Origin of the sequence: Nocardia sp. NPDC058497 (genome assembly GCF_042720195.1) — a bacterium.
GTDB lineage: Bacteria > Actinomycetota > Actinomycetes > Mycobacteriales > Mycobacteriaceae > Nocardia.
In genome coordinates, this window is the sequence record NZ_JBHXMY010000133.1 from 1 (window position 1) to 12,556 (window position 12,556).

Annotated in this window: 10 protein-coding genes and 1 pseudogene; 7 read left to right on the top strand and 4 right to left on the bottom strand. The window is 68.5% G+C overall.

Annotated elements, in window-relative coordinates:
• Positions 1 to 189 precede the first annotated feature (189 nt).
• A complete protein-coding gene (locus ACFWPJ_RS12060; protein ID WP_378849995.1) occupies positions 190 to 678 on the top strand; it encodes a hypothetical protein in 489 nt (162 codons plus the stop codon).
• A 3-nt stretch (positions 679 to 681) separates the two neighbouring features.
• On the opposite strand, the gene pabB is transcribed toward ACFWPJ_RS12060, so the two are convergent.
• Positions 682 to 2,730, bottom strand: coding sequence for an aminodeoxychorismate synthase component I (pabB, locus tag ACFWPJ_RS12065; protein ID WP_378849997.1), 2,049 nt, complete (start codon positions 2,728 to 2,730; stop codon positions 682 to 684).
• A gap of 49 nt (positions 2,731 to 2,779) precedes the next feature.
• On the opposite strand from pabB, the gene ACFWPJ_RS12070 reads away from it, so the two are divergent.
• From ACFWPJ_RS12070 to ACFWPJ_RS12080, 3 genes are all read left to right on the top strand, one after another.
• Positions 2,780 to 3,844, top strand: coding sequence for a phosphotransferase family protein (locus tag ACFWPJ_RS12070; RefSeq protein ID WP_378849998.1), 1,065 nt, complete (start codon positions 2,780 to 2,782; stop codon positions 3,842 to 3,844).
• Between the two features lie 70 nt (positions 3,845 to 3,914).
• The gene (locus ACFWPJ_RS12075) at positions 3,915 to 4,439 is read left to right on the top strand and encodes a DinB family protein (protein WP_378850000.1); all 525 of its coding nucleotides are present in this window, start codon (positions 3,915 to 3,917) and stop codon (positions 4,437 to 4,439) included.
• Positions 4,440 to 4,545: 106 nt separating this feature from the next.
• Positions 4,546 to 5,676, top strand: coding sequence for an NDMA-dependent alcohol dehydrogenase (locus tag ACFWPJ_RS12080; RefSeq protein WP_378850001.1), 1,131 nt, complete (start codon positions 4,546 to 4,548; stop codon positions 5,674 to 5,676).
• On the opposite strand, the gene ACFWPJ_RS12085 is transcribed toward ACFWPJ_RS12080, so the two are convergent.
• Both ACFWPJ_RS12085 and aztA read right to left on the bottom strand, forming a co-directional pair.
• Positions 5,610 to 6,035 (bottom strand): iron chaperone, encoded by a 426-nt coding sequence (locus tag ACFWPJ_RS12085; protein ID WP_378850003.1) that lies wholly within the window; start codon positions 6,033 to 6,035, stop codon positions 5,610 to 5,612. The genes ACFWPJ_RS12080 and ACFWPJ_RS12085 overlap by 67 nt on opposite strands.
• A 48-nt stretch (positions 6,036 to 6,083) precedes the next feature.
• Positions 6,084 to 6,761 (bottom strand): zinc ABC transporter ATP-binding protein AztA, encoded by a 678-nt coding sequence (gene aztA, locus ACFWPJ_RS12090; protein ID WP_378850005.1) that lies wholly within the window; start codon positions 6,759 to 6,761, stop codon positions 6,084 to 6,086.
• Between the two features lie 48 nt (positions 6,762 to 6,809).
• Between aztA and aztB the strand changes: the two genes are divergently transcribed.
• From aztB to aztD, 3 genes are all read left to right on the top strand, one after another.
• Positions 6,810 to 8,930: a zinc ABC transporter permease AztB gene (gene aztB / locus ACFWPJ_RS12095; protein ID WP_378850007.1), complete on the top strand. Its 2,121-nt coding sequence runs from the start codon at positions 6,810 to 6,812 to the stop codon at positions 8,928 to 8,930.
• A gap of 416 nt (positions 8,931 to 9,346) precedes the next feature.
• Entirely contained in the window at positions 9,347 to 10,237 is an 891-nt protein-coding gene (gene aztC / locus ACFWPJ_RS12100; RefSeq protein ID WP_378850009.1) for a zinc ABC transporter substrate-binding protein AztC, read from the top strand.
• Positions 10,238 to 10,263: 26 nt separating this feature from the next.
• Entirely contained in the window at positions 10,264 to 11,430 is a 1,167-nt protein-coding gene (aztD, locus tag ACFWPJ_RS12105; protein WP_378850011.1) for a zinc metallochaperone AztD, read from the top strand.
• A gap of 178 nt (positions 11,431 to 11,608) precedes the next feature.
• Here the strand turns inward: aztD and ACFWPJ_RS12110 are convergent.
• A pseudogene (locus tag ACFWPJ_RS12110) lies at positions 11,609 to 12,487 on the bottom strand (serine hydrolase domain-containing protein); the annotation flags it as partial.
• Between the last annotated feature and the right edge of the window lie 69 nt (positions 12,488 to 12,556).

A 12,556-nucleotide genomic window follows, 5' to 3' on the forward strand; every position in this document is an offset into this window, starting at 1 on the left:
CCGGCCCCTCCTCGAGGTCGGGGCGCGCGGGGGTGAGTTGGTTCGTTGGGTGAGACATGAACCGCCGCCGTGGGGCGGTCCCTTCTCAGGTCGAGGGCGGGGGTTGGTTTGCTTCGTTCGGTGAGACACACGGGGTGGCGCCGGGTGCGCATCCCTGCGTCTGTGGGATCTGTGCGGCACAGTGGTGTCATGACGAACCCGAAGAAGCGGGGACGCGCTGCGGAGCCCGTGCCGGAGCCGCAGGGGCGGAAGGTGCCGGGGGCTGACCTCCTGTCGGCGGCGCAGGCTGCGGTCGGTGCCGCGCAGTCGGCGGCGGGTCAGGCTATCGACGCCGCCCAGCAGACCGCGGGGTATGCCTTCGACGCGGCGGTGCGGTTGCCACCGGCTTCGGCGCAGCTGGCCGCGCAGTTGCCGGATCTGGTGGAGAACCTGTCGATCGCGGTGGACCGGCTCAACAGCACCATCGACCGGCTCGACCGGACCCTGGCGCTGGCCGACCCGGTCTTCGCGACCTACGACCGGCTGTTGCCCCGGCTCGAGGCGATGATCTCGCTGGGCGAGGATCTCTTCGGGGCGCTGGCGAAACTGCCTGGTGTCGGGCTGCTCGGCCGGATCACCGGACGCGCTGGGGAGGAACCGCCGCCGGAACCCACCAAGGGCAAGCGTTCGCGCCGCTAGCGCTCAGCTCAGCGCCCGGAATGTCGCCGCCGCCTTCAGCACCATCTCCGCGTACTCGTCCTCGGCATCGGAGTCGAGGACGATCGCGCCGCCCGCGCCGATCCGCCACTCGTCGTCGTAGCGGACCGCTGTCCGGATGACGATATTGAGGTCGGCGGTGCCGCCGAGGCCGAGGAAGCCGATCGTGCCCGAATAGATCCCGCGCGCTTGGGTTTCCAGCTCGTCGAGGATCTCCATGGTGCGCAGCTTCGGCGCGCCGGTCATCGAGCCGCCGGGGAAACAGGCCCGCAGGCAGTCGATCACCCCGGCGTCGGGGCGCAGCGTCCCGCGCACCGTCGACACCAGTTGGTGCAGGGTGGAATAGGTTTCGGTGGCCATCAGCTCCGGCACGTGCACCGAGCCGACCTCGCAGACCCGGCCCAGATCGTTGCGCAGCAGGTCGACGATCATCAGGTTCTCGGCGCGGGTCTTCGGATCGTCGGCCAGCGACAGGCGCAGATGCTCGTCCTCGGCGACGGTCCGGCCGCGCGGCGCGGTGCCCTTGATCGGCTTGCTCTCCACCACCCGGTCCCGGTCGATCTTGAGGAACCGCTCCGGCGACGAACAGGCCACATCGAGTCCGGGGAAACGCAGGTAGGCGGCGTAGGGCGCGGGATTGCAGCGGCGCAGCCGTCGATACAGCGCGAGCCCGTCGCCGGGGGCGGCGGCGACCGCGGCCGCGTCGGTCAGGCAGATCTCGTAGGACTCGCCCGCGTGCAGCCGCTCCTGGCAGACCGCGATATCGGCCAGATAGCGGTCGCGGCCGCGGATCAGATGCGCCTGGACGGCATCCGGATCGGCGGGGACAGGCAGATCGGCCGGATTGACCCAGGTGGGCAGATCTGCCAGCGCCGCATCGGTCTCGGCGAGCCAGCGATCCGCCTGCTCGATGCCGTCCGCGGCCAGCGCGAGCAGGTGCGTGCGGCCCGCTTCATGATCGACGACGATCAGCCGGTCGGCGAAGATCCAGCCGGCGTCGGGGGTGGGGGAGCGGTGCGCCGCGCTCGCGCCGCAGTCGGCCTTCACCTCGTAGCCGAGGTAGCCCACATAGCCGCCGGCGAAATCGAAAGGCAGGGGCGGGGTTTCGCAGTGCCTGCGCCGGAGTTCGCGGTCGAGATAGTCCAGGACGGTACCGGGGACCGACCTGCTGCCCTCGGCGTCCGTCACCGTGACGGCGCCCTCGCCGACCCGATAGCCGACGATCTCGGCGTGCGGCCCGCTCGCGTCACCGAGGAAGGAGAACCGGTCGAGGCCGGGTTCGACATGCTCGCTGTCGAGCCAGAACGCGGTCGCCGACTCGGCGTAGCGGCGCAGGAAGATCGCCTCGGTATCGATGGCGCGCTCGATCATGCTGTGCCGCAACGTGAATCGACGTTCCGGTACGGGCTGCGGCGACAGGTCGCGCGGTCCGCGCACGAGGATCGGCGCACCGTTGTGCGTGCGCGCCTTGGTGAGATCGGCGAAATTGCGCAGCAGCGCCGCACCGAATTCGCTCGACACCGATTCGGGATGGAACTGCACACCCCATTGCGGCCGCTCACGATGACGCACACCCATGACCACGCCGTCGCCCGTCGACGCGGTCACCTCCAGCACCTCGGGCAGCGGTTCCTCGGCGGCCAGCGAGTGATACCGGACGACGGTGAAATCCTGCGGCAGACCGGCGAACAGGTCGCGATCGTCGTGCGCGACGCGATCGAGGTAGCCGTGCCTGGCCTCCGGCGCGCGGCCCACCGTGCCGCCCGCGCCGACCACGATCCCCTGGTGGCCGAGGCAGACACCGAGCAGCGGCAGCGTCGACTCCGCGATCACCGCCGTCGACACCCCCATGTCGCGGGCGCGATCGGGACGGCCGGGTCCGGGCGAGATCACCACATTGTCGAAGCGGTCCAGTTCGAGCTCGGCGTACTCGTCGTTGCGCACGACGGTCGGCTCGTTCCCGTTGACCTCACTGATCAGCTGATCGAGGTTGTAGGTGAACGAGTCGTAGTTGTCGATCAACAGCGTGCGCATCCTGGCAGAAATCCTACGTCGGGCCCACCGGAGTCCCGCCTCGGGCACAATGATCGCCATGTCTGTTTCGCAACCGGTCGATGTCGACCCGACCATCGCGGATTTCGCGGCGATCGGCCGCTGGATGGACGAACGTGGCCTGCCCGGCGGCGCGTTCGGTGCGGTGACCCCGATCGGCGGTGGCACGCAGAACATCATGCTGCGCTTCACTCGTGGCGACCGCGAATACGTGTTGCGACGCGGACCCAAGCACCTGCGCGCCAGGAGCAACGATGTGATCCGGCGCGAATCGCGGCTGCTCGGCGCGCTCGACGGCACCGAGGTGCGTTCGCCCCGGGTCATCGCCGCCTGCGACGACGACGCCGTGATCGGCGCGGTGTTCTATCTGATGGAGCCCATCCACGGCTTCAACCCGCAGACCGAACTCCCCGCCCTGCACGCGGGCGACCCGGAGATCAGACGGCAGATGGGCCTGTCCGCGGTCGAGGCCATCGCCCGCCTCGGCTCACTCGACTATCAGGCGCTCGGCCTGGCCGACTACGGCAAGCCCGAGGGCTTCCTGGAACGCCAAGTGCCGCGCTGGCTGCGCGAACTCGACTCCTACGCCACCAACGAGGGCTACCCCGGCCCGCAGATTCCCGGTGTCGACCAGGTCGGCGACTGGCTCGAGCGCAACCGGCCCACCACCTGGACGCCGGGCATCATGCACGGTGACTGTCACCTGGCCAACATGATGTTCGAGTACGACAGCCCGCAGGTGGCGGCGATGGTCGACTGGGAGATGTCCACCATCGGTGACCCGCTGCTCGACCTCGGCTGGCAGCTCGCGACCCGCCCGGTCCCCGGCACCGTCGGCGCGGGCCTGATGGGCACCCTCGGCACCGTCGGCGGCCTGCCGACGCCGGCGGAGATGATCGAGCACTACGGCAAGTTCTCCGACCGCGACCTGAGCGCCGTCACCTGGTACGAGGTGCTGGCCTGCTTCAAGCTGGGCATCGTCCTCGAGGGCACCTACGCGCGCGCGTTCGCGGGCAAGGCGCCCAAGCCGGTGGGCGACTTCCTGCACGCGGTGACCATGGAACTGTTCGAGAAGGCGCGTCAGCTGATCGCGTGATGCCCGGATCTCGCCGATGATTGGCAGAATATCGATGGATCGCAAGATCCAGACATCCTAGGCTGGCGGCATGATCGTTCCCGACACCAAGAACTGGACCTGGGTCCTCGAACGCGCCTGCCCCGACTGTGGATACGACGCCGAGCAGACCGCCTACGCGGCGGTTCCCGAGCGTGCGCTCGACAGCGCCGCCCGGATCGGCGCCGCGCTGGAGCGCGCCGATGCTCGGGTCCGTCCCGACGACACGACCTGGTCGGTGCTCGAGTACGGCGCCCACGTGCGCGACGTGTGCCGGATCTTCGACACCCGCCTCGCCCTGATACTGGCCGGTGACGGCGTCGTTCCGCCGCGGTTCGAGAACTGGGATCAGGACGCGACCGCCGTCGCCGACCGCTACGGCGAACAGAACCCGGCGCAGGTCGCGACCGAGCTCGCGGTGGCCGCCGAGAAGGTCGCCTCGGCCTTCGCCGCCGTGCCCACCGATCTGCTCGAGCTGCTGGGTGCGCGCAGCGACGGATCGCTGTTCACGGTCACCTCGCTGTCCCGCTACTTCCTGCACGACCTCGTCCATCACGTCCATGACGTGCGCGGATAGATAATTCTCGGCAATATTTCTAGAACGTGTTTCAGAATTGACCGATTCTTCGTTAGGGTGAGTGCAATCACAACGAAGCACGAGCTTGGCGAGAGGTCGACCGGACATGAAGACGAAGGGCGCGATCCTGTGGGGCACCGATCAGCAGTGGTCGGTGGAGGAGATCGAGGTCGGCGATCCCGTCGCCGGTGAAGTGCAGATCCGGATGGAAACGGCGGGCATGTGCCACTCCGACCATCACATCGTCACCGGCGCGACGCCGATGCCGGCGTTCCCGGTGATGGGCGGCCACGAGGGCGCGGGTGTCATCACCAAGCTCGGCCCGAACTGCCCGGCCGACCTGGCCGTGGGCGACCACGTCATCCTGTCGTTCATCCCGGCCTGCGGCCGTTGTCCCGCCTGCGTCGCCGGCCACATGGCGCTGTGCGACCTGGGCGCGGGCCTGCTGATGGGCCAGGCCATCTCCGACGGCACCTACCGCATCCAAGCGCGCGGCGAGAACGTCATCCCGATGTGCCTGCTCGGCACCTTCTCCCCGTACATGACGGTGCACCACACCTCGGTCGTGAAGATCGACCCGACCATCCCGTTCGAGGTCGCGTGCCTCGTCGGCTGTGGCGTGCCGACCGGCTTCGGTTCCTCGACCCACGTGGCCGAGGTGCAGCCGGGCGAGACCGTGGTGATCGCGGGCATCGGCGGTGTCGGCATGAGTGCGCTGCAGGGCGCGGTGCTCTCCGGTGCGTCGAAAGTCATTGCCATCGACCCGAATCCGTGGAAGCGGGAGCAGGCGCAGAAGTTCGGCGCCACCCACACCTACGAGAGCATGGCCGCCGCGATCATGCCGATGATCGACGCCACCGAGGGCCGGATGGCCGAGAAGGTCATCCTCACCATGGGTGAGATGCACGGCGACTACATCGAAGAGGGCCTGATTCTCACCGGCAAGGCTGGCACGCTGGTCGTCACCTCGATGGGCCGCATGGACGCCGGCGACGTGAAGATGAACAGCTTCCTGCTGTCCATGCTGCAGAAGACGGTCAAGGGCTGCATCTTCGGCGGCGGTAACGCCCGTCAGGACGCGCCGCGCCTGCTGTCGCTGTACAAGTCGGGTCAGCTCAACCTCGACGACATGGTCACCCGCACCTACTCGCTGGAGGAGATCAACCAGGGCTACCAGGACATGCTGGACGGCAAGAACATTCGCGGCATCATCCGCTTCACCGAAGCCGACTGGTAAGTCACCGCCCGCTTTCCCACTCGGCGAGCCGGACCGCGATCTGCGCGATTCAGGTCGTACGGAATCGGTTCTCCGAGTGGGAATTTCAGGGTGCCACGGCCCGCTTTGTAGGGCTCGATGGCACGTTCGAACTCCTCGTCCCCCTCCGGGATGGGGTACACGCTCACATGGACCTTCCATCCGGCGAAGGACATGAACGCCCGGTCGTCGAGGGTGGTGGCCGGGATGGCGTAGCTGATCTTCTCGCCCGCCTCCGGCACTACCCGGTGAATCGTCTCCCGGATCTGCTGCAGGACGGCGCGCTCCGCCTCCGGCAGGCCGGCCAGATAGTCGTCGACCGAGGTCGGTGTCGCGGCCATGATTTCCTCCTGCTGCGGGACGCGCGGGTGGAGCGGGCGCTGTCGATTCTACGACCGGACCATCACCTCGCCCGGCTGCCCCGCAGCGATCAGGCGACCCTCTCCGAGCACCAGGCAGTGATCGGCCTTGTCGGCCTCGGCCAGGTCGTGGGTTGCCTGCACGACGGTGACCCCCGCGGCGCTGACCTCGGCCAACACCTCCGAGATCGCCGTCTGGGAGGCCGCATCCAGGCCCGTCGCCGGTTCGTCCAGCAGCAGCAGATCGGACTGCTGCGCCAGAGCTTGGGCGAGCAGTGTGCGCTGGCGTTGTCCGCCCGAGAGGGTGTCCAGGCGCCGTGAAGCCAGTGTCGTGAGGTCCATCCGTTCCAGGCAGGTGCGGGCAATTTCGCGGTCCTCGCGGGTGAGGCGCCGCCACGGTCCGCGATGCGCCCAGCGTCCCATCGCCACCGTCTCGCCGACGGTGAGCGGCAATGTCGGCGGAATCGCGGTGTGCTGCACCACGAATGCGGGCCGATGTGTGGTGCCTCGATGAACCGTGCCCGACTGCGTGGGGATGGTCCCGGCGAGTACGCCGAGCAGGGTCGATTTCCCTGATCCGTTGGGTCCGACGATCGCGGTGATCTGTCCGCGCGGAATCGTCGCCGACACCTGCGACAGCACCGGCGTCGAGCCGTAGCCCGCCGTCACATGCTCGATCTTGATCGCTGCGTCATCTGTGTGCTGCATCTCACCTCAATTGAAACGATAATCATTTTCAGTATATCGTTCCGCGCTATGGATTGGCTGTTCGCCCCGTTCGAGGTGGCATTCGTGCAACGGGCCCTGTGGGGTGGGCTGCTCGTCTCTTGCGTCTGTGCGCTGGCGGGGACCTGGGTTGTGGTGCGCGGCATGGCATTTCTCGGTGACGCGATGTCGCACGGGATGCTGCCCGGTGTCGCGGTGGCGGCCCTGCTCGGCGGGAACCTGATTCTCGGGGCCGCGATCAGCTGCGCTGCGATGGCGTTCGGTGTCTCGATGCTGGGGCGCAGCAAGCGGTTCGCGCCGGATACGGCGATCGGGCTGCTGTTCGTCGGCATGCTCGCGGCCGGGGTGATCATCGTGTCGCGATCGCAGTCGTTCGCCGTCGATCTGACCGGGTTCCTGTTCGGTGATGTGCTGGCGGTGCGGTCGCGCGATCTGCTGTATCTCGGTGTGGCGCTGGTGATTGCACTGGTCGTGGCGGTGCTGGGGCATCGCGCGTTCGTGGCGTCGACCTTCGATCCGCGCAAGGCACACACCCTCGGATTGCGTCCCAAGGCGGCGCAGGTGGCGTTGATCGGGCTGGTGACGCTGGCGATCGTGGCGTCGTTCCACGTCGTCGGGACGCTGCTGGTGTTCGGGCTGCTCATCGCGCCACCCGCCGCGGCTATGTACTGGTCGGATCGGATTCCGGTGGTGATGGTGGTGGCTGCGCTGATCGGTGGGGTGTCCACGGCCGTGGGGCTGCTCATTTCGTGGCATGCGCAGACCGCGGCGGGCGCGACCATCGCCGCCGTGGCCGTCGGCTCGTTCTTCCTGTCGGCGATCATCGCCGCGCTGCGGGACAGGTTCGGTGCGCGCCGGATGAGTGCGGCCTCGGTAGCCGCGCTCGCGGCGCTGCCGCTGGTCGGGTGTGGGTCGGGGGAGTCCGTGGTGGTGGAGGAGGCGCCGCACGGGTTCGTCGCCGGTGCCGAGGAGATGGCGGAGGCGCCGAGGCGGTTGATCGTGGCCGATGCGGGCACGGGGGCGATGCGGGTCGTCGACCTCTTGACCGAGAAGGTGACCTCGATCGATACGGGAACTGTGAAAGCTGGCTCCTCGCAACCACCTTCAGCAGCGGGTGAGCCGGCCCCTGGCGCGATTCGGCTCGCTGGCGACGGCCGGTTCGGGTTCGTGAGTTCGGGTGGGCGTCTCTCGATCGTGGACAGTGGGGCGTGGACGGTCGACCACGGCGATCATCGGCACTATTACAGTGCGCCGATTCGCGCGGTCGGATCGGGCGATACTTCAGTTGGGGGATTGTCCGGCGCGGGAAGGTCGAGTGCAGCGCCAGGACCGAGCGCAGCGCCGGGGTCGAGTGGTGCGGCAGGACAGAGTGGTGCGGTCGTCTCAGCGCACAGCGATCCCGTTGTCGTAGCGGTTGTTTCGGATGCCGGCGAGACGATGGTGTTCGATCGTGCGGCGCTGAGCGAGGGGGTGGCTGCCGAGCCGCGGCGGATCGACGGCATCGCGGTGCCCTACGCCGAGCGGCTGATCGTCGCCGACAATGCGGGACGCGTGGAGGTGCGCGGACGCGACGGTGCGGCGGGGGGCGTGCAGACCGCGACGTGCCCGGATCCGCAGGGACAGGCGGTGACTCGGCGCGGCGTCGTCTTCGGATGTGCCGACGGCGCGATCGTCGTGACACAGCGGGACGGCTCGTTCGTCACCGAGAAGATCCCGTACCCGTACCCGGCACCGACAGCCGACCGCGCGACCGCCTTCACCCATCGGCCCGGCAGCAGCACGCTGACCGCACTCGCGAGCCGACACGGGGTGTGGACCCTAGACATCAGGAAGAAGTCCTGGACGCTGACACCGATCGCCGAGGCAGTGGCGGTGAACACCGCGGGCGAAGGATCGTCGTTGCTGGTCCTCACCCGTGACGGCGTCCTGCACGGTATCGACCCGGTAAGCGGAACGGAGACAGCGCATCTCGGCCTGATCGCGGGTCCGGTCGACGGTCACGCCTCGATCCAGGTAGACCCGGATCGGGCCTACATCAACGACATTCGTGCACGCACCATCCACGAGATCGCCTACAACGACAACCTCCGGGTCGCACGCGCGTTCCCGCTGGACATCCCGCCTTCGCTGATGGTGGAGACGGGGCTGTGAACACTATGGACAACAACACCACCATCACCTATCGCTCCTCGGCCGGCCTCTCGGCGGTCGCACTGTGCCGGGCCATCGAGAACCCCCGCCACGCGCGTCCGGCCGGATCCGAGGCCGTATCGACGGCGGTGCCCGAAGACAGGCTCACTGATGGGCCGTCGAGCGGGCAACCTGGCGAAGTCCGATCGGGGCGAGGTGGATCCGATATGCCGAGAACGCCGTCGTTTCGGCGGCCGTGGGCCGGTGCAGAGCGGCGGCCGCGTGCCCTCGCCTATCCCGGTTTTCGAGCGTGGCTGCCCGGTGCAGTGGCATCCCATGAATTGCGGCGGTTGCGAATAGTGTTGTCCGCGTTCGTCTCCAGCCGCCGTGCACATCGGCGGAGGCCGTTGCCCGCCGTCATGGTCTCGGCTGTCGTCATGGCTGTGCTGACGCCGTTGGTCGCCGCCTGTTCGAGCGATACCGACCGATCCGGGATCGTCGTGACGACCACTATCCTCGGTGACCTGACCAGGGCGGTCGTTGGTGACACCGTGCCCGTGCGCGTGCTCATGCAGGCTGGCGCGGATCCGCACTCGTTCGCGATCTCAGCACGGCAGGCGGCCGATATCGAGCGGTCGGCGCTGGTCGTGCACAACGGGTTGGGCCTCGAAGAAGGTGTGGCCCGGCATGTAGAAGCGGCCGCTGCGGCCGGGGTGGCGACGCTGGCTGTGGCCGAGCGGGTCGACCCGATCGCGTACACCTCCGACGAGTCGGCCGGGAAGCCCGATCCGCACTTCTGGACCGATCCACAGCGGGTCCGCAAGGCTGTCGAGGCGATCAGTGCGGAAGTCCTCGCGCAGGTCGACGGCATCGACGCCGCGGCGGTCCGCGCGAACACCGACCGCTACCTCGCCGAGCTCGACCAGCTCGACCGGTGGATGACCGACCGGTTTGCCGCGATCCCACCCGAACGCAGGCAGCTGGTCACCGACCATCACGTCTTCGGTTATCTCGCACAGCGATTCGGCTTCCGGGTGATCGGGGCGGTGATCCCCAGCGGCACCACCCTGGCCTCACCCAGCGCGTCCGATCTCGACGAGCTCGCCGGCGCGATCCGGGCAGCGGGCGTCGGCGCGATCTTCGCCGATTCCGCACAGCCCGAACGACTTTCGCGCGTCCTCGCCGAGCACACCGGCTTGCAGGTGCAGGTGATCGCCCTGCATACCGAATCGCTCACCCCACCCGGCGGCGGCGCGGCCACCTATCTGGAGATGGCGCGCGCCAACACCGAGGCCATCGCCCGTGGCTTGTCCGGGCCGACGACGTAGTTCACGCAGGAGAAATGGAGCAGCACATGCACAGTCGGTCACGGATCACCACGATGGTGGCCATGTCCGGGGTCCTCGCCTCGGTGGTCGCGCTGAGTGGTTGTGGCACGGACGATGCCGCGCACGACCACGAGCACACTCCGGGCGCGGAGCCGATCGCGCTCACCTACAACGGTGGCATCTACGTCCTCGACGGCGCCACGCTGGCCCAGCAGGGCGAGGTGAAGCTCGACGGGTTCAACCGGCTCAACCCGGCAGGCGACGACGACCACCTCATGGTGTCGACCAAGGACGGGTTCCGCGTCTTCGACGCCTACGCCAAGGAGTTCACCGGCACCGAATTCCCCGCGACCAAGCCGGGGCACGTTGTGCGGCACGCGGGCAAGACCGTGCTGTTCGCCGACGGATCCGGCGAGGTCACCATCTTCGACTCCGCGCAGCTCGCGCACGGCATGCCGAAGACCGAGGTCTACAAGGCGGCCGAACCGCACCACGGCGTCGCCATCGAACTGAGCAACGAGCAGCTGGTGCTCACCCTCGGTACCGCGGACAAGCGGGTCGGCGCCGTCGCGCTCGACGGAAACCGCAAGGAACTCAGCCGCAACGAGAACTGCCCCGGCGTGCACGGCGAAGCGACCGCCCAGGGCGAGGCGGTGGTGATCGGCTGCCAGACCGGCGCCCTCGTCTACCGCGACGGGAAGTTCGCCAAGGTCGCCAGCCCTGACCCCTACGGCCGGATCGGCAACATGTCCGGCAGCGAGGTCTCGCCGATTGTGCTCGGCGACTACAAGGTCGACAAGGACGCCGAACTCGAACGGCCGCAGCGGATCTCGCTGGTGAACACCACCGACGGCACCCTGCGCCTGGTCGACATCGGCACCAGCTACACCTTCCGCTCGCTGGGCCGCGGCCCGGCCGGTGAGGCACTGGTACTCGGTACCGACGGCAAGATCCACGTCATCGATCCGGTCGCTGGCACGGTCACCCGCACCATTCCGGTGATCGGCAGCTGGCAGGAACCGCTCGACTGGCAGGACGCGCGGCCCGCACTGTTCGTGCGCGGCGGGGTCGCCTACGTGTCGGACCCGACGACCAAGCAGGTGCACCGGGTGGACCTGGCCGACGGAAAGGTCACGGCGACAGCCACGCTCGCCTCGGCGCCGAACGAGATCAGCGGCGTCGCCGGACACTGATCGGGCGACGAGCCGACAGCGCGCATCGGTGGTCTGCCGGGGCCGCGCTGAGCCTTCACTAAATGCTCCTATGGTCCCGATTGCGACCGATCGGCGGGAGAATGAACGTTCAGCGCGGTCGACGGGACCATGGGTGTGACTCGGCTCGTGGAGCGACGAGTGTGTCGGTCGCGGGATTTCAGCCGACGCAGCGCAACACGGCGTCGCGCAGGTTGCGGCTGCGGACATCGTCGAGGATCGCCATACCGAGGCGGTTCATGCTGTAGCCGAAGCCGAGGCCCGTCGTTGGATCGGCGAAGCCGAAGGATCCGCCCAATCCTGTTGTGCCATAGGCGCGTTTGTCCGAGCCGAAACGGAAACTGCCGCGCGACTTGCGGAACCCGAGGTGGTAGCGGCTCTTCGTGTGCAGCACCAGGTCCTCGGCGGGCACATCGTCGGCGGTGTCGGCGGCGGCCAGCAGATCGAGCACGTCGTCGCTGATCGGCAGCGCACCGGTGCGACCGGCCGCCGCACCGTAGACGCGGGCCAGCGCACGGGCATTGCCCACACCGTTCATACCGGGCCACTCGATTTCCAGGAACTCCCGGCGGGCGGCGCGGGCGGGCGCACCGGGGCGCGGATTGGTCAGCGCCGCATAGGAAAGCCCCCGCTTGGCGTAGACCTCGGCGCCGATGCGCACCGGAATGTCGGCGAGTTCGTAGCGCAGGATGTCGAGGCCCTTCGTCGCCGACAGCTGGGCGACCCGCTCCAGCGGCTCGGACTCGGGGAACCCGATGAACAGGTCCGCGTCGACCGGGGCGGCGATCTCCTCGGCGAAGAACCGGCCCAGGCTGCGGCCCGCCGGATCGACCCGGCGCAGCAGCTCACTCTGATAGAGCCCCAGGGTGAGCGCGTGATAGCCGTGCCGCGTGCCGGGCTTCCACGCCGGTTTCTGCGCGGCCAGCAGCGCACCCAGGGCGTCACGGTCGGTCAGCTCGTGCAGCTTCACGATCCGGTCCAGCCTGGACAGCCCGGCCTGGTGGTCGATCAGCTGGCGGACGGTGATCTGGTCTTTGCCGTTGTCGGCGAATTACGGCCAGTACTTCGCGACCGGGGGGGAGGGGTGGAGAAGCCCCCCCCCGAAGGC